The sequence below is a fragment of the Nonomuraea sp. NPDC001684 genome (genome assembly GCF_053596515.1).
Genome location: NZ_JBSFGJ010000005.1, coordinates 22,694 through 41,299 on the forward strand (window position 1 = coordinate 22,694; position 18,606 = coordinate 41,299).

The 18,606-nt window shown below is 70.5% G+C and carries 20 protein-coding genes; 6 read left to right on the forward strand and 14 right to left on the reverse strand.

What is annotated here, in order from left to right:
- The 7 genes from ACWCSD_RS02190 to ACWCSD_RS02220 form a co-directional block, all read right to left on the reverse strand.
- Entirely contained in the window at positions 1–1,200 is a 1,200-nt protein-coding gene (locus tag ACWCSD_RS02190) for a serine hydrolase domain-containing protein (protein WP_449912518.1), read from the reverse strand.
- Positions 1,201–1,322: 122 nt separating this feature from the next.
- On the reverse strand, positions 1,323–2,519 hold the full coding sequence (gene kynU, locus ACWCSD_RS02195) for a kynureninase (RefSeq protein ID WP_397155479.1): 1,197 nt from the start codon (positions 2,517–2,519) through the stop codon (positions 1,323–1,325).
- Positions 2,520–2,531: 12 nt separating this feature from the next.
- Entirely contained in the window at positions 2,532–3,626 is a 1,095-nt protein-coding gene (locus tag ACWCSD_RS02200) for an ABC transporter substrate-binding protein (protein ID WP_449912520.1), read from the reverse strand.
- Positions 3,627–3,691: 65 nt separating this feature from the next.
- A complete protein-coding gene (locus ACWCSD_RS02205; protein WP_352322979.1) occupies positions 3,692–4,207 on the reverse strand; it encodes a 3-hydroxyanthranilate 3,4-dioxygenase in 516 nt (171 codons plus the stop codon).
- Positions 4,204–4,629, reverse strand: coding sequence for a RidA family protein (locus ACWCSD_RS02210; RefSeq protein WP_397155475.1), 426 nt, complete (start codon positions 4,627–4,629; stop codon positions 4,204–4,206). Before ACWCSD_RS02210 ends, ACWCSD_RS02205 begins: the two co-directional genes overlap by 4 nt.
- Positions 4,626–5,423, reverse strand: a complete 798-nt coding sequence (locus ACWCSD_RS02215) for a 2-keto-4-pentenoate hydratase (RefSeq protein WP_397155473.1) — start codon at positions 5,421–5,423, stop codon at positions 4,626–4,628. Before ACWCSD_RS02215 ends, ACWCSD_RS02210 begins: the two co-directional genes overlap by 4 nt.
- Positions 5,416–6,825 carry an aldehyde dehydrogenase family protein gene (locus ACWCSD_RS02220; RefSeq protein WP_449912523.1) on the reverse strand — a complete coding sequence of 470 codons (1,410 nt, stop codon included), beginning with the start codon at positions 6,823–6,825 and terminating at the stop codon, positions 5,416–5,418. Before ACWCSD_RS02220 ends, ACWCSD_RS02215 begins: the two co-directional genes overlap by 8 nt.
- A 259-nt stretch (positions 6,826–7,084) precedes the next feature.
- On the opposite strand from ACWCSD_RS02220, the gene ACWCSD_RS02225 reads away from it, so the two are divergent.
- The 3 genes from ACWCSD_RS02225 (at position 7,085) to ACWCSD_RS02235 (ending at position 8,854) form a co-directional block, all read left to right on the forward strand.
- A complete protein-coding gene (locus ACWCSD_RS02225; protein WP_449912525.1) occupies positions 7,085–7,567 on the forward strand; it encodes a VanZ family protein in 483 nt (160 codons plus the stop codon).
- Between the two features lie 153 nt (positions 7,568–7,720).
- On the forward strand, positions 7,721–8,473 hold the full coding sequence (locus tag ACWCSD_RS02230; RefSeq protein ID WP_358291615.1) for a GntR family transcriptional regulator: 753 nt from the start codon (positions 7,721–7,723) through the stop codon (positions 8,471–8,473).
- Positions 8,474–8,611: 138 nt separating this feature from the next.
- Positions 8,612–8,854 carry a hypothetical protein gene (locus tag ACWCSD_RS02235; RefSeq protein WP_352322973.1) on the forward strand — a complete coding sequence of 81 codons (243 nt, stop codon included), beginning with the start codon at positions 8,612–8,614 and terminating at the stop codon, positions 8,852–8,854.
- Between the two features lie 157 nt (positions 8,855–9,011).
- Here the strand turns inward: ACWCSD_RS02235 and ACWCSD_RS02240 are convergent, their stop codons facing one another.
- Positions 9,012–10,055 (reverse strand): hypothetical protein, encoded by a 1,044-nt coding sequence (locus tag ACWCSD_RS02240; protein WP_449912528.1) that lies wholly within the window; start codon positions 10,053–10,055, stop codon positions 9,012–9,014.
- Positions 10,056–10,202: 147 nt separating this feature from the next.
- On the opposite strand from ACWCSD_RS02240, the gene ACWCSD_RS02245 reads away from it, so the two are divergent.
- Positions 10,203–10,724 (forward strand): gamma carbonic anhydrase family protein, encoded by a 522-nt coding sequence (locus ACWCSD_RS02245; protein WP_358291613.1) that lies wholly within the window; start codon positions 10,203–10,205, stop codon positions 10,722–10,724.
- On the opposite strand, the gene ACWCSD_RS02250 is transcribed toward ACWCSD_RS02245, so the two are convergent.
- Positions 10,696–11,574, reverse strand: a complete 879-nt coding sequence (locus ACWCSD_RS02250) for a hypothetical protein (protein ID WP_397155464.1) — start codon at positions 11,572–11,574, stop codon at positions 10,696–10,698. The two genes, ACWCSD_RS02245 and ACWCSD_RS02250, sit on opposite strands and share 29 nt — an antisense overlap.
- A gap of 74 nt (positions 11,575–11,648) precedes the next feature.
- Between ACWCSD_RS02250 and ACWCSD_RS02255 the strand changes: the two genes are divergently transcribed.
- A complete protein-coding gene (locus ACWCSD_RS02255) occupies positions 11,649–12,977 on the forward strand; it encodes a hypothetical protein (protein ID WP_449912564.1) in 1,329 nt (442 codons plus the stop codon).
- A gap of 214 nt (positions 12,978–13,191) precedes the next feature.
- On the forward strand, positions 13,192–13,353 hold the full coding sequence (locus ACWCSD_RS02260) for a hypothetical protein (protein WP_020540796.1): 162 nt from the start codon (positions 13,192–13,194) through the stop codon (positions 13,351–13,353).
- Positions 13,354–13,472: 119 nt separating this feature from the next.
- On the opposite strand, the gene ACWCSD_RS02265 is transcribed toward ACWCSD_RS02260, so the two are convergent.
- From ACWCSD_RS02265 to ACWCSD_RS02285, 5 genes are all read right to left on the reverse strand, one after another.
- Positions 13,473–13,754, reverse strand: coding sequence for a metal-sensitive transcriptional regulator (locus tag ACWCSD_RS02265; protein WP_352327377.1), 282 nt, complete (start codon positions 13,752–13,754; stop codon positions 13,473–13,475).
- A 29-nt stretch (positions 13,755–13,783) separates the two neighbouring features.
- Entirely contained in the window at positions 13,784–14,851 is a 1,068-nt protein-coding gene (locus tag ACWCSD_RS02270) for a glycosyltransferase (protein ID WP_357975264.1), read from the reverse strand.
- Positions 14,848–15,642 (reverse strand): hypothetical protein, encoded by a 795-nt coding sequence (locus ACWCSD_RS02275; protein ID WP_397155462.1) that lies wholly within the window; start codon positions 15,640–15,642, stop codon positions 14,848–14,850. The genes ACWCSD_RS02270 and ACWCSD_RS02275 overlap by 4 nt, the downstream gene beginning before the upstream one ends.
- 147 nt (positions 15,643–15,789) lie before the next feature.
- A complete protein-coding gene (locus tag ACWCSD_RS02280; protein ID WP_352358624.1) occupies positions 15,790–17,889 on the reverse strand; it encodes a (Fe-S)-binding protein in 2,100 nt (699 codons plus the stop codon).
- Positions 17,890–18,015: 126 nt separating this feature from the next.
- Positions 18,016–18,600 carry a TetR/AcrR family transcriptional regulator gene (locus tag ACWCSD_RS02285; protein ID WP_358291609.1) on the reverse strand — a complete coding sequence of 195 codons (585 nt, stop codon included), beginning with the start codon at positions 18,598–18,600 and terminating at the stop codon, positions 18,016–18,018.
- Between the last annotated feature and the right edge of the window lie 6 nt (positions 18,601–18,606).

Below are 18,606 nucleotides of genomic sequence, written 5' to 3' on the forward strand. Positions count from 1 at the left end.
CTATTCGGCGAAGGCCGCCAGTGCGATGCCGAGGCCGCGTTCGTTCTGGCCCTGGGCCTTGGCGTCGGTGGAGTTGAGCGAGTAGACCACGACGCGGCTCAGGTCCTGGGTGGCGCCGATGCCGGTGGAGCTGCCGTAGCGGGCGCCGGTCTTGCCGTACGCGACGATGCCGCCGGGCAGCACCAGCTCGGTCAGGCCCGAGGTGTAGTGGGCCGGCTCGTCGTCGGTGCCGTACATGGTCACCTTCGGCACGGTGAACATCGGCTTCAGCTGCTCGGCGGGCACGAGCCGGCCCCCGAACAGCGCCTTGGTGAACTTCTCCAGGTCGGCGGCGGTGGTGATGAGGTCGCCCGAGGCCCAGGTGGAGGTGACCTCCATCTCGGTGACGTCCACGACGTACGCGTCGCCGTAGGGGAAGGAGTCGGGGAAGCCCTTGGGGACGACCTGGTAGCCCTGGTTGTGCCGGCCGTGGATCTTGACGGACCTGCCGGGGAAGTAGCTCTGGTTCATGCCGGCCGGGCGCAGGATCCGGGCGCCGACCTCCTGCTCGTACGACCTGCCGGTGACCTTCTCGATCACCAGGCCCTCGACGAAGGTGTTGATGTTGAGATAGTGCTGCTTGGTCCCCGGGGTGAACTCGATCGGGTTGAGCACGGCCTGGCGGACGTACTCCCGCGGGGTGATCGTCTTGAAGCGGTCGGCGTAGACCCGCTCGAAGCCGCCCTCCGACTTCGGCGCGGGCAGGCCGCTGGTGTGGTTGAGCACCTGGGCCAGCTTGACCGGCGGGTAGTCGGCGGGCAGCAGCCCCGGCAGGTAGTCCTGGACCGTGCGGTCGAGGGAGACCTTGCCCTCGGCCACGAGTTGGAGCACGACCGCCGTGGTGAGCACCTTGGTCACGCTGCCCGCCCGGAACCTGGCCCCCTCCCTGGCCGGGTGCTTCCCGCGCAGATCGGTCACGCCGGAGACGCCGTGCCAGGAGCCGGCCGAGCCGCTGACCCTGACCTCGGCCGCGGTGGCGTCGGCCGCGGGCAGCCCGGCGATGCTCTTGCGCAACGCGGTCTCGTTGATCGGCGGCACCTGGACGGCGGCGGCGGCGCTGTGGGCGCCCACCTCCGCATGGGCGAGGGCGGGAGCGCTCACGGTCAGGGCGGACAGGGCGGACAGGGCCAGGACGGCGGCGGCGAGACGGGTGCGCTTCATGGGGATCTCTCCAGGTCACATCGGCTTTCGATGGGACAATCCTGGCCGGGGACCCCCTGGCGGCGGATCGCCGACGACGGCGATCTTCCGGCTCGCTCTCAGGAGGGAGGGGACTCGCCCGATCAGGTGACCGCGAGCCGCCGGGCGTACCGCTCGTCCCGCCACAGCTCCTTGTCCAGCACCTCCAGCAGCGTGGTGGCCGCGTCGTGGACGTCGGCGTAGCCGATGTAGAGCGGCGCGAAGCCGAACCGCAGGACGTCCGGCGCGCGGAAGTCGCCGTGCACCCCCCGGTCGATGAGGGCCCGCATGACCGGGTAGCCGTCGGGGTGGTGGAAGCAGACCTGGCTGCCGCGCGCGTCCGGCTCGGCGGGCGAGACCAGCTTGAGCGCGTCGCCGACCAGGTCGACGAAGAGCGAGGTCAGGGCGAGGCTCTTGGCCCGCACCTGCGCCATCGGCACCCGCTCCCAGATGTCCAGCGCCGCCTCCAGCGCGGCGAAGGACACCACGTGCGGCGTGCTGACCGCGAAGCGCCGGATGCCCTCGGCCGGGCGGTAGCCGGTCTCGAAGGCGAACGGCTCGGCGTGGCCGTGCCAGCCGGACAGCACGTTCTCGGCGGTGGCGTGGTGGCGCGGGTTGACGTAGAGGAAGGCGGGCGCGCCGGGTCCGGCGTTGAGGTACTTGTACGTGCACCCGACCGCGAAGTCGGCCTGCGACACGTCCACCTCCATGGCGCCCACGCTGTGGCACACGTCCCAGACCATGAGCGCCCCGGCCGCCTGGACCTGGGCGGTCACCGAGGGCACGGGCCGCCGGGCGCCGGTGCGGTAGTCCACTTCCGACAGCAGCACCACGGCCGCGTCGTCGAACCGGCCCTCGGCGTAGTCGCGCACCTCGTAGTCGCCGAGCAGCCGGGCCAGGCCCTGGGCGATGTAGTGGTCGGTGGGGAAGTTCCGCGGGTCGGAGACGATCACCTTGCGGCCGGGGCGCAGCCGTACGGCGGCGGCCAGCGCCTGGTAGGCGGCGATCGTGGTGGTGTTGCCCACGACGACCTGGCCGGGGCCGGCCCCGATCAGCGGCGCGAGCCGGTCGCCGGCGGTCAGCGGCTGGTCGTACCAGCCGGCCGCGTTCCAGCCGCCGACCAGCTGGCCGCCCCACTCGTCCTCGACCGTGCGGCGCACCCGTTCCGCGGCGCGGCGGGGCATCGCGCCGAGCGAGTTGCCCACGAGGTAGACGACCCCTTCGGGCAGGACGAACTCGTCCTTGAACGGCCGCAGCGGATCGTCGGCGTCGAGGGCGAGGCAGGCGTCGCGGTCCAGCACCGGTTGTGCTCCTTACGGGGGTGAGATGGTGGCGATTATCCGGTTTACACCATTCTGGTACTCGCGGACGTACCAGTTCTGCACCGGATTGTGGGCCGCGTCCAGGCGGAGCGATCCTCGTGGGCCGTCCAGCTCTTCCACCCCGGCCAGCGCCTTCGTCAGGTCGCCGCCCGCGGCCGCCGCCCGGTCGATCAGCCGCATCGCGTCCCAGCTCTGCAGCGCGACCGCGGACGGGTTGCGCCCGGTGCGCGCCCGCCACCCCGCCACGAACGCGGCGTTGGCCGGGTTCCGCAGCGCGGGCGACCAGAGCCCGACGCTGACCATGCCCTCGGCGTCCCGGCCGACCGCGCGCAGGACGTCCTCGTCGGCCAGGTTCTGGCAGGCCAGCAGCTTGATCCTGGCATCGTAGCCGAACCGCTTGAACGCCTTGACGAACGCGACCGCCTCCCCGCCCGCGTAGAAGGCGTACAGAAGCCGCGCCTCGCGCGGTATGCGCGCCAGGTACGGCTCCAGGTCGGCCTGCCCGCCGAACGGCGTCAGGATGCGCTTGAGCGGCCCGGCGCCGTATCCCTCGGCGAAGCCGGTCAGGGTCTCGGCGCCCGCGGAGTAGTCGGAGGCCATGAGCACCACGTCCTGGCCGGCGTAGTGCTCGGCGGCGTACCGGCCGGCCGCGTAGCCGTGGGCGCGGTTGGTGTAGGACACCCGGAAGACGCCGGGCCCGCCGAGCTGGTCGGCGCCCGCGTTCGCGATCACCACCGGGGTGCCGGCCGCCTCCTTGACCACCGAGACGGCGACCGGGGAGGCGAGCAGGCCGGTGAGCACGTCGGCCCCGCCGTCGATCAGCTTCCTGGCCTGCTCGGCGCCGATCTCCGGGCTGCCGGCGTCGTCGGCCACGACCAGCCGGGCCGGCCGGCCGCCGAGCAGGCCGTGGTGGTCGTCCAGGTAGAGCCGCATGGCGGTCTCCATGTCGTCGCCGAGGGTGGCGTACACGCCGGTCTGCGAGATGATCGCGCCGACCCGTACGGGCTCGTCCTCCGCGGCGAGGGGCACCGAGCCGCCGCAGCCGGCGACCATCAGCGCGACCAGCCCCAGCACGGCAACGCGCATGGGAGCCCCCTTCAGCCCTCGCCCGACGCCCCGGGCACGCGCGGCGCGCGGGCGTCGGTGGCCAGCTAGCCCTTGCCGGGGTGCAGCGCGCCGCACCGGTCACACGTGCGGGCCTTCTCGTCGCCGTAGAACGCCTCGAAGACCGGCGGCAGGTCCTTGACGATGTCGCGCACCTGGAGCTCGACCTCGTGGACCTTGGCGCCGCACTCCGCGCAGTACCACTGGAACTTCTCCAGCTCGCCCTCGGGCCGGATGCGCTCCACCACCAGCCCGACGGACCCGGCCTCCGGGCGCTGCGGCGAGTGCGGCATGCGCGCCGGCAGCAGCCACATCTGCCCCTCCCGGACGTGCACGGTCTCGGGGCCGTTCTCGGTCACCACGTTGACGTGCATGTTGCCGCGCACCTGGTAGAACAGCTCCTCGTACGGATCGACGTGGAAGTCGGTCCTGGAGTTGGGCCCGCCGACCACCATCACGATGAAGTCGCCGGCCCCCTCGAAGACCACCTTGTTGCCGACCGGCGGCTTGAGCAGGTGGGCGTGCTCGTCGATCCACTTGGTGAAGTCGATGGGGGGAATCATGGTCGCTCCTGTGGATGGTAGGCGACGGCCTGCATCTCGATGAGCAGGTGCGGGTGCGGGAGCTGGTGCACCGCCACCGTGGTCCTGGTCGGACCCTCCTCGTCGAAGAATTCGGCGTACACCTCGTTGTAGCCCTTGAAGTCGTTCATGTTTACCAGGTACGTGGTGATCTGTACGAGATCCGCGAGCGAGCCTCCGGCGGCCGTGAGCAGGTCGCCGACGTTCTCGATGACCGCCCGCGTCTGGGCGCGGATGTCCAGGTCGGTGACGCCGAACCGGTCGGCGCGGGCGCCCGCGAAGGTGCCGTCGGGCCTACGGGAGCTGGTGCCGGAGACGTACAGGAAGTCGCCCGCCCGCTTGACGTGCGGGAACCGTCCCCGGGGCACGGCCTTGCCGGGGACGCGGATGGCCTCGCGGCTCACGTGCCGAACACCGCCCGCACCGATCCGAGGCCCTCGATCCTGGCCTCGAACACGTTCCCGGCCTCGACCGGCACGACCGGGCCCAGCGCGCCGGTCAGGACGACGTCCCCGGCGCGCAGCGGCCGGCCGGTGGCGGCCAGCGCGCCGGCCAGCCAGAGTGCGGCGTTCAGCGGGTTGCCCATGCACGCGGCTCCGGACCCGGCCGAGACCTCCTCGCCGTCGCGGGTCATCGTCATCGCCGCCGCGCCGAGGTCGAGGTCGGTCAGCCGCTTCGGCGTGGCGCCCAGGACGTACGCGCCGGAGGAGGCGTTGTCGGCGACCGTGTCGGTGATCGTGATGTCCCAGTCGGCGATGCGCGAGTCGGCGATCTCGATGGCGGGCAGCGCGAACTCCACCGCCCTGATCACGTCCACCAGCGTGAACGGCCCCTCGGTCAGGTCCTTGCCGAACACGAGCGCGACCTCGGCCTCGGCGCGCGGCTGCAGGAACCGCTGCACCTTGATGGGCCGTCCGTCGAGCTCGGCCATGTCGGCGAAGAGCATGCCGTGGTCGGGCTGGTCGATGCCGAACTTCCGCTGCAGCAGCGGGTTGGTGGCGCCGATCTTCCGGCCGACCGGCCGCCGGCCCTCCGCCAGCGCCCGCCGGGTGTTGATGTCCTGCACCGCGTAGGCGTCGGTGACCGTGGTGATGAGATCCCTGAGCGGCGCACAGGGCTTGCCGGTACGCGCGGCCTCGACGAGCCGCTCGGCGGCCTGACCCCGGGTGTCGACGGCCAGGGACCATTCGTCATGCATCGGGTTGCTCCAGTTTGATGGTGATCGTGGTGGGCTCGGAGTAGAAGTCGAGCGACTGCGTGCCGCCCTCCCTGCCGATGCCCGACAGCTTCACGCCGCCGAACGGGGTGCGCAGGTCGCGCAGGTACCAGGTGTTGACCCAGACCAGCCCCGCCTCCAGGCGCTGGGCCACGCGATGGGCGCGATCGAGGTTGGTGGTCCAGAGGGTGGCGGCCAGGCCGTACTCGCTGCTGTTGGCCAGGTCGATCGCCTCGGCCTCGCTGTCGAAAGGAGCCACGTGGCACACGGGACCGAAGATCTCCTCTCGATTGAAGCGGGACCACTCCGACAACCCTGTCATTACCGTTGGTTCCACGAAATATCCGGAATCGCGGTGGTCGCCGAACGTCGGGACGCCGCCCCCCGTGAGCACCTTGGCCCCCTCCGAGCGGGCCAGGGCGTAGTAGGACAGCACCTTCTCCCGATGCCCGGCCGAGATCATCGGCTGTGGCTCGACCTCCTGGGCGCGCGAGGCCAGCAGGCCGCAGAAGTCCTCGAAGATCGGCCGCTCGACGTAGAGCCGCTCGGTGCACAGGCACACCTGGCCGCCGTTGGTGAAGACGGACTTCACCGTGCCCTCGACGGCCCGGCCCAGGTCGCAGTCCTCGAAGATCAGACCGGCGTTCTTGCCGCCCAGCTCGAACGAGATCGGCTTGACCCGGTCGGCGGCGGTCTTCATGATCTGCGTCCCGGTCGCGGTCGAGCCGGTGAACGTCACGCCGTCCACGCCCGGGTGCTCGACGAGGAGCTGGCCCGCCGGGCCGTGCCCGAAGATGATGTTGACCACGCCCGGGGGCAGGCCGGCCTCGGCGCAGATCTCGGCGAAGACCGCGGCCGAGCCGGGCGTGTGCTCCGACGGCTTGACGACCACGGTGTTGCCGGCGACGAGGGCGGGGGCCAGCTTCCACGTCATGAGCAGGAACGGCAGGTTCCACGGCACGATCACGGCGACCACGCCGAGCGGCCTGCGCACGGTGTAGCTGAGCACGCCGGCGAGGTGGAAGGCGTCGTCGGGGCGCTGGGAGGCGATCTCGGCGAACGCGCGGAAGTTCGCGATGCCGCGCGGCACGTCGAGCGTGCGGGTCTGGCCGAGCGGCTTGCCGGTGTCGGCGATCTCGGCCGTGACCAGATCGTCGAAGCGGACCTCGATGCCCTCGGCGAGGCGGCGCAGCCATCCGGCCCGCTCGGCCACCGGCAGCCCCGCCCAGTCGCGCGCCGCCTCCCTGGCCGCGCGCACCGCCCGGTCGACCACCTCCGGATCGGCCTCGTGCACCTGCCTGATCACCCCGCCCGTCACCGGGTCGTGGACCGGGAACGCATTGCCCGCCGCCACCGGCAGCCCGCCGATGAAATGGGTCAGCACAGCAGCCTCCTCTAGCCTCACTCCCGGTATAGATCGTCGGGCGACGGTGAGACAACAGTCCGGCGGGGGCGGGAACCGCGCGGGCCCGTCAGGGCTCGGTGGCGCCGGTGACACTGAGCCACCCCTCGGCCGGACCCCTGGCGGACCTGTCCATACAGACATCTTCCGGTACCCCTCGGCGGCCCGGGATGATGACCAAATGGCGCGCACATGGGAATTGTGGGGAAATATCATTATCGCTGGGGTTTTTGCGCTTCCAGTGGCCTTCCTGGTGATCATCCTGCTCGCCCGCCGCCGGGCCCGCGCCGGGCATCCGGCGCCGCTGCGCACCTCGCTCGCCGACGTCGGCGTCGTCGTGGGGACCGCGCCGTGGATCTGGATGATCCTCACGCCGTCCACCGGCCGGTCGGGGGTCGGCCTCGTCCCGTTCATGGACCTCGCCGATCTCGCCGGAGCCTCGTGGGAGACGGTGACGGTGCAGGTCGGGGGCAATCTGCTGGTGTTCGCCGCACTGGGCGCCCTGCTGCCCGTACGGACCGCCGCGCTGGCCTCCTACAGCCGGGTTGCGGCCGTCGCGGCGGCCTTTTCGGTCACGGTCGAGTTCCTCCAGTACGCCCTGCGACTGGGCCGGTTCTCCTCCGTGGACGACGTGATCATGAACACTGCGGGCGCGCTGCTCGCCGCGTCGGTTACTCGCCGCTGGTGGGCCCCGCGAATAGCGGCCGGGACCGTTCCACGATAACGGTCTGCATAAACGTCCTCGCATTCATCACACAGGCACGATCAGCTCAAAAGAAGCTCGGGACCAACCTCTGTATCTGTGCGATCGTGGACAAGACGGGGCAAGTTCTCTGGAGACGCCACAACCTGGTTGGTGACAGAGGGTGATCGAAACGTGTCTGAATCCCCGGTACCCCACGAGCCCCCTATTTATCGCCGCATCGCCGACGGCCTCCGCGCCCGGATCCTGTCCGGCGAACTGCGCGACGGGGACCGCCTACCGGGCGAGAACGCGCTCATGGCCGACTACGCAATCGCACGCGCCACCGCCAGGCAGGCGCTTGCCGTACTGATCAACGAAGGGCTGGCGGTGCCCAAACGAGGTTCGGGGGTCTACGTGCGCCTGTTCAAACCGATCCGCAGACACGGCTCGCGCCGCCTGTCACGAGAGCAGTGGGGTCAGGGGCGTGCCATCTGGGACGCCGACACCCGAGGCCGTCCCTTCACCGTGGACCAGGTGGAGGTGGTGCTGGAGCGCGCATCGGAGGAGGTGGCGGGCGTCCTGGAGAGCGGCGAGGTATGGGTGCGTCGGCGCCGCTACTCCGTGGACGGCCGGCCCGTGCAACTGGCGACCTCCTCCTTCCCCGCCCGCCTGGTCCAGGGCAGCGCCATCACCCTGCCCGACACCGGGCCGGGCGGCGTCTACGCCAGACTCGGCGACCTGGGCCTGCCCCCGGCCCACTTCACCGAGGAGGTGCGGGCCCGCATGCCCGGCCCCCGCGAGACCGGGCTGCTCGACCTGCCCGGCGGAACCCCCGTCATCGTCATCGCCCGCACCGCGTACACGGCGGGCGGCAGGCCCGTCGAGCTCAATGAGATGGTCCTGGACTCGGCGGCATACGTACTCCAGTACGACTTCGACGCCTAGTTCAACCCGATCTGTCAAGCGATAGGTTGACCTGTCCATCACGATCATTGATTTCTCTAGAGAGGTCCCTCATCTTCTAAGGAGATGGAACCGTACAGGAGATGGAACCTTCGCCTGGGGCCCGGGAGAGGTGCGCGGATGTCCGTTGACCGGCATCTTGCCGAGATCGCCCGGGAGTACCCCAGGTGGACCATCTGGCGGAGCGACGCGGGCCGCTGGTGGGCCACGCGGCACCATCCGCTCGACGCGGCGCAGCGCGCGGCCGGATGTGCGATGACCATCGACGCGGACGACCCGGACGGCCTGCGCGACCAGCTCCGGGACCAGGAGGAACGGACCGGCCGGCAGCCCCGCTGGTGGGCCGGCCCCGCTCCTCCCTGACGCGGGCCGTGGACCGTTCCGCGGCTCGCACGCGAGCAGCCCGGTGCCGGGTCCAGCGTCTCGGCGGCCCCGGCACCGGGCCCCCAACGGGGCCACGAACGCGGAAGTCTCCGACCCTATCGGGGGCGGGGGCTTCCGCTCCCCGCCCCTTCACCCTCTAGGTGTGGTACTCGCCCAGCCGCAGGATGTGCACGTCGGTGTCGTCGGAGACGCTCTCCTTCGGCTTCTCCTCGTCCTCCTCGACGATGACCCGCACGTCGTCCTGCACGGACTGCTGCGGGGCCGGCTGTGGAGCCGGCGCGGCCTCGATGGCGGGCTCCGGCGCGGGCGCCGGGACGGCCACCGGCTGCTGAGCGGCCACCGGCGCGGGCGGCAGCGCCGTCTCCGGCACGAGCTGCCCGGCCGCCGCCTCGGTGCGCATGAGGTCGCCGAGCACCGAGCCGATCTCGGTCAGCCGCCGCACGACCTCGGTGTGGGTGTTGGTCAGGTACTCCACCCGGCGACCGGCGTGCTCGTCGAGCGAGGCCGTGCGCTGACGCGCCGCCGCCAGCATCGACTCGGCCTCCGCGTGCGCCCCCGCCACCAGCTGCTCGGCCTGCGCGTGGGCGGCCGCCATCATGCGCTCCGCCTCGGCCTGCGCCCCGCCGAGCACCCGCTCGGCCTCGGCGTGCGCGTCGCGCAGCAGGCCCTCGGCCTCGCTGCGGGCCGACCCGAGCTGCTCCTCGGCGTCCGCGCCCGCCTGGGCCAGCATGCGCTCGGCCGCCTGCGTGGCCTCGGCCACCCGCCGCTCGGCCTCCGCCTGCGCCGAGGTCAGCATCTTGTCGGACGTCTCGCGCGACGTCGTCACCAGCCGCTCGGCCTCGGCCCTGGCGCTCTCCCGCACGGCGGTCGCCTCGGCCTCCGCGTCGGCGCGCTTGGCCGCGGCCTCCTCCTCGCCCAGCTTGAGGATCTGCGCGAGCCTCGGGCTGAGGTCCTCGTAGCTCTGGGGCGCCTCGACCATCCGCCGCCTGGCCTCCGCCAGCTCGACCCGGCCCTGCTCCGCCTGGTCGATCGCCCGCGCCAGCCGCTCTTCCAGATCACGGACCTGGTTCCGGGTACGGATCATGTAGTCGTGCACCTGCCGGCGGTTGTAGCCGCGCATCACGACTTCGAAGGTGTCCTCTTGCATCAGATCGGGAATGCTCTCGTGCTGGTTTGTCATGGGGGTTACCTAAGGGTTTGCGTGAGGCGGGGGAAAACTGCGGGTTGTGAGGGTCTGACGACGAGACGTCAGGAAACGACTTTCCTGCCATCTGCCCACGTCCGCAACCGGAACGCCACACCTGGGGCGGGAATTACGATTGGACGAATGTACATAGCAGCGTTGGACGACGGGGCAGTGCCGGACATCCACCCGGAGGCGTACATCGCGCCCGGCGCCGTCGTGGTCGGGAGTGTGCGGGTGGGCCGGGCGTCCAGCATCTGGTACGGCTCCGTTCTCCGAGGTGACGACGAGCGGATCGAGATCGGCGAGGAGTGCAACGTACAGGATCTGTGCTGCCTGCACGCCGACGCGGGCCAGCCCGCGATCCTGGAGGACCGGGTCAGCCTGGGCCACAAGGCCATGGTCCACGGCGCGCACGTCGAGACCGGCGCGCTGGTCGGCATCGGCGCGATCGTGCTCGGCGGCGCCCGGGTGGGCGCGGGCACGCTGGTCGCAGCGGGAGCGCTGGTCGGGCCGGGCAAGAAGATCCCGTCCGGGGTGCTGGTCGCCGGCGTGCCCGGAAAAATCGTGCGCGAGCTCACCGACGACGACCGGGCCTCCTTCGCCCGCACCCCGGACAACTACATGGCCAAGGCGGTCAGGCACCGGCAGGCGTCAGCAGTTTGATCAGGACCTGGTCCGACACCGAGGCGGTGTTGAGCGGGTCGGCGTACTCCGGCAGCTCGGGGCGGAGGAAACGGACGAAGTCGACGGTCAGCTTGAGATCGGGGGCGCCCTTGATCTGCTTGGCGTTGGCCTTGGCGGCGTCCTTCTTCAGCGCGCCGTAGCTGTCCCAGTCGGTGTAGGCGGTGACACCCCATTGCAGCACCTCGGGGAGGTTCGAGGGCCAGCGTCTGGCGACCTTCCAGGCGCCGCCGTCCTCCTTGTAGAGCGCGACGGCGACCCGGCCCAGCCTGGCCAGGACGAGGTCCACCCAGCCGTCCTTGACCGCCACCTCCAGCGGCTTGGAGCTGCCGTCCTGGGTGAACTTGGCCTCGACCTGCCCGGCCGCGTCGGCGGTGCCGGTGGTGACGGACATCCACACGGGCTTGTCGTACGTGCCGGGCTGGCGGGCCATGAGCCCGCCGAGCGAGAACTTGCGCGCCGGCCTGCCGCCCTTCTTGCCGGTGACCTTGACCCGGGCGTGCATGACGATGTCCCCGGCCAGCTCCTGGTAGACGAAGGGGCCGCGGAAGCCGTCGTACCAGGTGGAGGTCTTCGGCTCCAGGTAGAGGGCGCCCTTGGCGGTCTTGTTCACGTCGAGCTTGGCGATCCTGTCGACGTCCTTCTCGGTGTCGCTCAGCTTGCTCCACACGGCCAGTTCCGCGGCGTCGGCGAACTCGCTGGAGGCCGATCCGACCTCGCCGCCGGGCGCAGGCGCCTGGGCGTTCTGGACGGTGAGCACGCCGGGACCGGTGGGAGTGGGCGGCGCCGCGGCGGTCCCGCAGCCGCTCACCACACCCGCCACAGCCAACACCCCTGCCACCTTTGCCCTCATAGCGGACATTCTGCCGTGAAATGCCGACGGATGACGTCGGGCGGCCCAGTACGATGACGGCCGTGCGCCCCTGGGATGCGTTCACCTCGGCAGAGGCGGAGGTCCGCGCGATGGTCGCGGACCCGCGCTGGCAGGGCCTGTCCGTGCCCGACCGCGCGCACGTCCTGGCGGCCAGGGTCCTGGTGACCCAGGACGGCGACCGCTGGCTCTACGGCGCGTACGCGCGCTGGCACCTGCACGACCCCGGCGACGGCCGCTGGCACCCCGCGCCGCCGCCCAGGGGCGAACGGGCGCGCAAGGTGGGGCACGCCACGGCCGCGCTGCCGGACCAGGTGGTGCCCACCGGGCCCGACTTCGCCGCCGAGCCCGGCTCGACCCAGGCGTTCATCGGCCCCGACGTGCTGCCGGTGGTGACCGGGCAGATCGCGGAGATGGTCCGCGGCGCCGGGCGCAAGTCGGAGCTGGACTACCCGCTGACCGCCTTCGGGGAGATCTTCGCCGCCGACGTGCCGAGCACGGTCGCCGCCGTCTGGGGGACGATCATGTGGTGCGCGTACGCGCCGGCCTTCGACGGCAACGAACGCCTGATCACCCTGTTCGGCGAGTACCTGCGCCGCTCGCTGCCCGGCGACGAATGGGTGCGCTGGCTGCCCGCGCCGCCGCTGCTCGACCTGGTCACGCTGGTGTCCGAGCGCACCCGCGCCGGCCGTCCGCGGGCCGCGCTCCGGCTGGCCGCGCTGATCGCCGACACCGCCCAGGTGCTGCTGTCCGACATCCGGTTCAGGCCGCGGGCGCTGGCGCTGCTCACGATGGTGGAGCCGGTGCTGCGCCGGCCCGGCCGCGACGACGCCACGGCCGCGCGGGGCGACGACGCCGTGCGCCGGGCCTGGCTCGACCGCTGCCCGCCGCGGCTGGCGCTGGCCCTGCTGCCGGAGACCGATCCGGACGCGTACTTCGCCCACTCGGTGTACGACCTGGTCGAGGCGCTGGGCTTCGTGGCGGACGCGTCCGGGGCGGCGGCGGCGTACCTGGCCGATCTGTCGGACTCCAGGAGGATGTTGCCCGAGCGGCTGAACCACCGGTTGCGGCGGGCGTACGTGGAGTTGGAGCGTGCCGGGCTGACGGGCACGTCGGCGGCCGAGCGCACCGAGCCGGAGGGCTTCGCCGCGCGTCCGGGCGGTGCGCCCGTGCCGCAGGCGGCGGTGGTGACGCCGCCCGACCGGGAGAGCAAGGCGGCCGTGCTGGGCGCCGCGTACGCCACGTGCCTGGCGTGGGGCCGGCTGACCGGCGCCAAGGTGCCGCAGCACGGCCTGGCCGGCCAGAGCGCGCTGGTCCGTGAGCTGATCCACGAACGGGACGACCACCACATCGGTCACCCCTAACGCACTATTACCGTTATTTCACCCTTACTCCGCCTATATCCCGCTATCACTTCAGTCACCGGGCAATTCGCTGAATTGTGATCTCGACTTCGGGAAATGATCCCTGTGGGGCCCCCGTGACGCCGAAAGGAATGACTCCGATGGGCCATGTCGCGAGAAGGTCCCCCGCCGTAACCTCGTAGAGGGTGTGGGCTGCGGAAGGAAGGACGACGCGGTGGGGCACGACGACCTGGACTCTCGGGTCCACGACCGTGTCGCGTTGGACGAGATTGCGCTCTACGCCGAGGTGCTCACTGCCGTGGCTGTCAGCGAACGGCGGCTGACCTTGGACGAACTCGACGACGCGCTCGGATTGCGGACTTCGGCGAGTCGCTGAAGACCATCGAAAATTACCTGTCCCGGGCTCCTGTGGGGTCCGGGACAGTGGTTCCCGGCTATTACAGGTAACTAGTCAATCGAGGGTGTGCCTCTCCTACGTATGGAGGAGACGACCCCCTACGACTTGACCAGGCGGGCGATGGCGGCCGACGCCTCCTTCACCTTCGCCTCGGCCTCCGGGCCGCCCGTGTTGATCGCGTCGGCGACGCAGTGGGAGATGTGCTCCTCCAGCAGCCCGAGCGCCACGGCCTGAAGGGCCCGCGTGGCCGCGGAGACCTGGGTGAGCACGTCGATGCAGTAGGCATCGTCGTCGACCATGCGCTGCAGGCCCCTGATCTGGCCCTCGATTCGCCGGAGGCGCGTCAGATATGCCTGCTTGTCTCCGCTGTACCCATGCATGCTTCTACGGTACCCGTAACCCGTATGAGCTAGCGGAGATCTGACAGCAGCTTCTCCCACTGTTCGGCGACTTCCTCGGCCGAATGGCGGACGGCGGTGTCGAGGGCGCCCGCCGCGAGCGAGCGCCGGCGGCGCTCGTCGTCGATGAGCGCGAGCAGCGCGCCCGCGAAGTGCTGCGCCTCGCTCTCGCTCTCGGGCACCAGCACGCCGTTGTAGCCGGTCGCCACGAACTCCCTGGGGCCCCTGGCGCCCTCGAAGGCCACAACCGGCACCCCGCACCCCATGGCCTCCAGCACGGTCATGCCCAGGTCTTCGCTGCGGGAGGGGTTGGCCACGATCGACGCCTTGGCGAACTCCCCCGCCAGGTCGGGCGTGACGCCCATGAAGTAGACGTGGTTGTGCAGGTTGAGCTCGTTCACCAGCGACCGCAGCCGCCGCTCCTCGGGGCCGCCGCCGTACAGCCGCAGCCGCCAGTCGGGACGCTTGTCCGCCACGATCGCGAACGCCCTGATCAGCCGGTCGTACGCCTTGACCGACACCCACCGGCCCCCGGCCGCCACGATCCGGTTGTCCATCCGCGAACGCGGCCACGGGCCGCCCGGCAGCGCGTCCGGCACGGAGTGGACGGCGGACCCGTCGCCGAGCAGCCTGCCCCACTCCTCCTGGGCCGACTCCGTGGCCGTCACGACCGCGTCGAGGCGCGGGTAGAGCCGCTGCACCGGCCCGGGGACGGCGGGCCGCCCCCACTCCCTGGCGATCTTGAGGGTTTCACGTGGAGCATGCCGCGCCACCTGGACGCCGATGCCCGGCCTGGTGGTGATCAGCACGTCGGACCTGAGCCCGCGCAGCAGCCGCCAGAGCGCCATCTCGGTGCGCATCTGGCCGCGCGGCAGCAGGTGGCGCACCCCCGGACGGGCGTCGACCAGGCTGCGCATGGCCACCTTGGAGCCGATGGGGAAAAACGGCTTCTCCTTCTGCCGCCGGACGCTGATGACCTCGACCTCGTGCCGCTCGGACAGGGCGGTGGCGAGGTTGAGCGTCGCGCGCACGTCGCCGCGCATGCCGTAGGCCGAGGCGAGCACCAGGCTGACCTTCATCCGCCCACCTCGATGCGCAGCTCGTCGTCGGCGGTGTAACAGGGCCGGACGGGCACGCCGTCGATCTCGGCCGACGGATAGTGCAGCCGTCTTCGTTTGCCGTCGACGTCGTCGAGCCAGGCGCCCAGCCGCAGCGGCGTGGGCACGCCCTCGACCTCCAGCGCGGGCTCCCAGGTGCCGGCCGTGTCGGGGTCGGCCTCGACCACGTTCACCAGCGACACCGCCGCGTGGAAGCGCACCCCCTGGACGGTGGCGTTGGCCGACACCCGTTCCCTGGTCGGCCTGCGGTCGAGGGTGAGCGTGGCCTCGCGGCGCGCGTCGTCGTCCTCCAGCCCGGTGTACGCCAGCAGCCCCGTCACCTCGAACCGGCCCTCCCTGAACCAGATCGCCCGCACCTCGGCCACCGGCTCGGCGTCGGCTATCTTCAGGGCCAGAAACCCGTTCCGCGTCCGGTACGACCGGTAGGCCAGCGTCCGCCGGCACAGCGCGTACGCGTCGAGGTGGTCGAGGGAGAACCCCGGGTCGACGCTGCGCAGCCTGCTGCGGCTGCCCTCGTGCCGCAGGTAGGCGTCCCAGCGGCCGGCGGTCAGCTCCAGCGGCGCCAGCGAGACGGCCAGCGTGGCCTCCCGCGTCCGGCTTCCCGTGCGGCCCAGGCGCACGTCGCGCTCGACCCCCGTGGCGCGATGGCGCAGCACGAGCTCGGTGCCGTCACGCAGGGGCTCATCGATGGCGAGTCGCAGGGAGAGCACGTCGGCCAGGGTGACTTCGGCGTCCGTGACCACGACGCGCATCACTAGCCCCCTCCCCGTCGAATAAGGCCATGCGACGTTGAGGTTACCGTGATTTTCCCGTTATGTGGATGGGAGATTTCCAGCGAGGAGGCCCGTGACGTGCGGAACTCCTCTACAGAGCCTGTAGAGGAGTCCGACTTTTCGTGGTCAGGAAGCGCCCTTGACCGATTTGATCAACAGCTGCGCGACGTCCACGACTTCCAGCGATTCCTTGGCCTCGCCGTTGTTCTTCTTCTCGTTGATCGCGTCGCCGAGCATCACCATGCAGAACGGGCACGCGGTCGAGACGGTGTCGGGATTCGTGGTGAGCGCCTCGTCGACCCGCTCGGTGTTGATGCGCTTGCCGATGCGCTCCTCCATCCACATGCGCGCGCCGCCCGCGCCGCAGCAGAAGCCGCGGTCCTTGTGGCGGTGCATCTCCTGGGTCTGCACGCCGGGCACCTTCGACATGATGTCGCGGGGCTGGGAGTAGACCTTGTTGTGGCGGCCGAGGAAGCACGGGTCGTGGTAGGTGATCTTCTCCTCGATCGGCGTGACCGGGGTGAGCAGGCCCTCGTCCACCAGCTTCGACAGCAGCTGCGTGTGGTGCACGACCTCGTAGGTGCCGCCGAGCTGCGGATATTCGTTGGCCAGGGTGTTGAAGCAGTGGGGGCAGGTCGCGACGATCTTCTTGACGCCGGCCTCGTTCAGCGTCTCGATGTTCTGCTGGGCGAGCATGTTGAACAGGTACTCCATGCCCAGGCGGCGGGCCGGGTCACCGGTGCACGCCTCCATCGGGCCGAGCACCGCGAACTTCACGCCCGCGATGTGCAGCAGCTCGGCGACCGCCTTGGTGGTCTTCTTGGCGCGGTCCTCCAGGGCGCCCGCGCAGCCCACCCAGAACAGGTACTCGGCGTCCTCGGGCATCTTCTCCTCGACCAGCTCGACCTCGAAGTCGAGCTCCTCGATCCAGTCGGCCCGCTTCATCTCGGACATGCCCCACGGGTTGCCCTTGTTCTCCAGGTTCTTCACCATCACCCCCGCCTCGGACGGGAACGACGACTCCACCATGACCTGGTAGCGGCGCATGTCGAGGATGTGGTCGATGTGCTCGATGTCCACCGGGCACTGCTCGACGCAGGCGCCGCAGTTGGTGCACGACCACAGCACGTCGGGGTGGATGACGCCGTCCTCGCCGACGAGCGGCTTCTCCAGCAGCGCCAGCACGTCGGTGTCGGCGTGCTCGGTGCTGGCGGCCATCAGGTACGGGGCCACCTTGAAGGCGTGGTCGCGCTGGTCGAGGATGAGCATCTTCGGCGAGAGCGGCTTGTCGGTGTTCCAGGCCGGACACTGCGACTGGCAGCGGCCGCACTCGGTGCAGGAGTAGAAGTCGAGGAAGCCCTTCCAGGTGGTGTCGCCGATCTTGCCGCGGCCCAGGCGCTCGGCGTCGAGCTCCTCGTCCTCGAAGTCGACGAGCTTGCCGTCGACGCGCAGCTCGGACGCGGCGCCGAGCCCGTTGGGACGCCGGGAGAACAGCACGTTGAGCGGCGCGGTGAAGATGTGCAGGTGCTTGGAGTTCACCACGATGACCAGGAACACCAGCATGAAGCCGATGTGCAGGAGCAGCGCGATCTCCTCCAGCAGCGGGCTGGCCGGCAGCGCGTCGCCGAGCGCCAGCGAGACGAACGCGCCGGAGGAATAGGGGAAGTTGCCGTTGGCCGCCGAGGCGCCGCGGGCCAGGAACAGCGTCCAGATGATGTTGAAGATCATGAACAGGACGAGCCACGCGCCGCCGAGGTGCGAGCCGGAGAAGCGCGACTTGCGGCCCAGCGTCTTGGGCGAGTTCTTGACCCGGATGATCGCGAAGGCGACCAGGCCGAGCAGACACGCGACGGCGATGAAGTCCTGGAGGAAGCCGAGCACGCCCCAGGTGCCGATGAGCGGGATGTGGAAGTCGGGCTCACCGGTGATCGCGCCCTGGATGATCGCGCCGTACGCCTCGATGTAGACGGTCAGCAGGATGAAGAACGCCCACATGACGAAGAAGTGGGCTGTGCCGGACGGCGTCCACTTCAGCAGCTTCTTCTGGCCGAAGACCTCGACGAGCTGGGCCTTGAGCTCGTCGGCGGCGTGCTCCTTGGCGTACTCGACGCGTTCGGGCGCGGGCGGCCCGGAGGTCGCCAGCCTGAACAGGAACAACACCCTGCGGCCGGCGACGGCCACCGCCAGGACGGTCATGACCAGCCCGATGATCGCTACCCAGAGCACGGGGTCCTCCCACAGACGACGATGGCTGCCAGCATACGGACACGTGTTTCCAGGAAGCTTACCGGCCAGTAACTTCCCGGGATGACATCCATACCCTATGGTCAGTGCCCTATACAGAACAATGCTCTACGCCGTGAAGTACCTCTGTATGGTCGGGGCGATCAGCTCGACGAGCTCCTCCGGATCGGCGCTGGCCAGCGGCTCCAATTTGATCACGTGGCGGCCCATGATCACGCCGTACATCTGGCCAAAAGCTGCCTCGATGCGTAGGTGCGGAACACCAAGGCGGTCGGCCACCTGGAAGAGCAGCGCGTTCGTGATGAACTCCCGGAACATCGCCGCCGCCTGCTCGTTCGTGAGCGCCGAGCGCATCAGGGCGATCATCGGCTCGCGGGTCTCCGGCTCGGCGGTCACCCGCAGGATCATCCGCACCAGCCGCTCGCCGATCTCCTCGCGCGGGCCGTCCAGCAACAGCGGGATGACCTCGTCGGGGGTGATCGGCAGCTGCATGGCCGCCGCGAACATGCCCTCCTTGGTCTCGAAGTAGTGGTGGACCAGAGCGGGGTCGACCTTGGCCTCCCGCGCGATCCCGCGCACCGTGGCCTTGTCGAAGCCCTTCTCGGCGAACACCCGCCGCGCCGCCGTCAGGATCTCGCCGCGCGTGTCGGCCGACCCGGGCCTGCGGCCGGGACGGCGTCGTACGTTGCTCATGGCCGC

Coding starts and splice junctions, on each gene's coding strand:
- ACWCSD_RS02190 (WP_449912518.1), bottom strand. CDS start 1,200: ATGAAGCGCACCCGTCTCGCCGCCGCCGTCCTGGCCCTGTCCGCCCTG.
- ACWCSD_RS02215 (WP_397155473.1), bottom strand. CDS start 5,423: ATGCATGACGAATGGTCCCTGGCCGTCGACACCCGGGGTCAGGCCGCC.
- ACWCSD_RS02240 (WP_449912528.1), bottom strand. CDS start 10,055: ATGACAAACCAGCACGAGAGCATTCCCGATCTGATGCAAGAGGACACC.
- ACWCSD_RS02200 (WP_449912520.1), bottom strand. CDS start 3,626: ATGCGCGTTGCCGTGCTGGGGCTGGTCGCGCTGATGGTCGCCGGCTGC.
- ACWCSD_RS02205 (WP_352322979.1), bottom strand. CDS start 4,207: ATGATTCCCCCCATCGACTTCACCAAGTGGATCGACGAGCACGCCCAC.
- ACWCSD_RS02275 (WP_397155462.1), bottom strand. CDS start 15,642: ATGCGCGTCGTGGTCACGGACGCCGAAGTCACCCTGGCCGACGTGCTC.
- ACWCSD_RS02265 (WP_352327377.1), bottom strand. CDS start 13,754: ATGCATGGGTACAGCGGAGACAAGCAGGCATATCTGACGCGCCTCCGG.
- ACWCSD_RS02285 (WP_358291609.1), bottom strand. CDS start 18,600: ATGAGCAACGTACGACGCCGTCCCGGCCGCAGGCCCGGGTCGGCCGAC.
- ACWCSD_RS02255 (WP_449912564.1), top strand. CDS start 11,649: ATGACGGCCGTGCGCCCCTGGGATGCGTTCACCTCGGCAGAGGCGGAG.
- ACWCSD_RS02245 (WP_358291613.1), top strand. CDS start 10,203: ATGTACATAGCAGCGTTGGACGACGGGGCAGTGCCGGACATCCACCCG.
- ACWCSD_RS02235 (WP_352322973.1), top strand. CDS start 8,612: ATGTCCGTTGACCGGCATCTTGCCGAGATCGCCCGGGAGTACCCCAGG.
- ACWCSD_RS02270 (WP_357975264.1), bottom strand. CDS start 14,851: ATGAAGGTCAGCCTGGTGCTCGCCTCGGCCTACGGCATGCGCGGCGAC.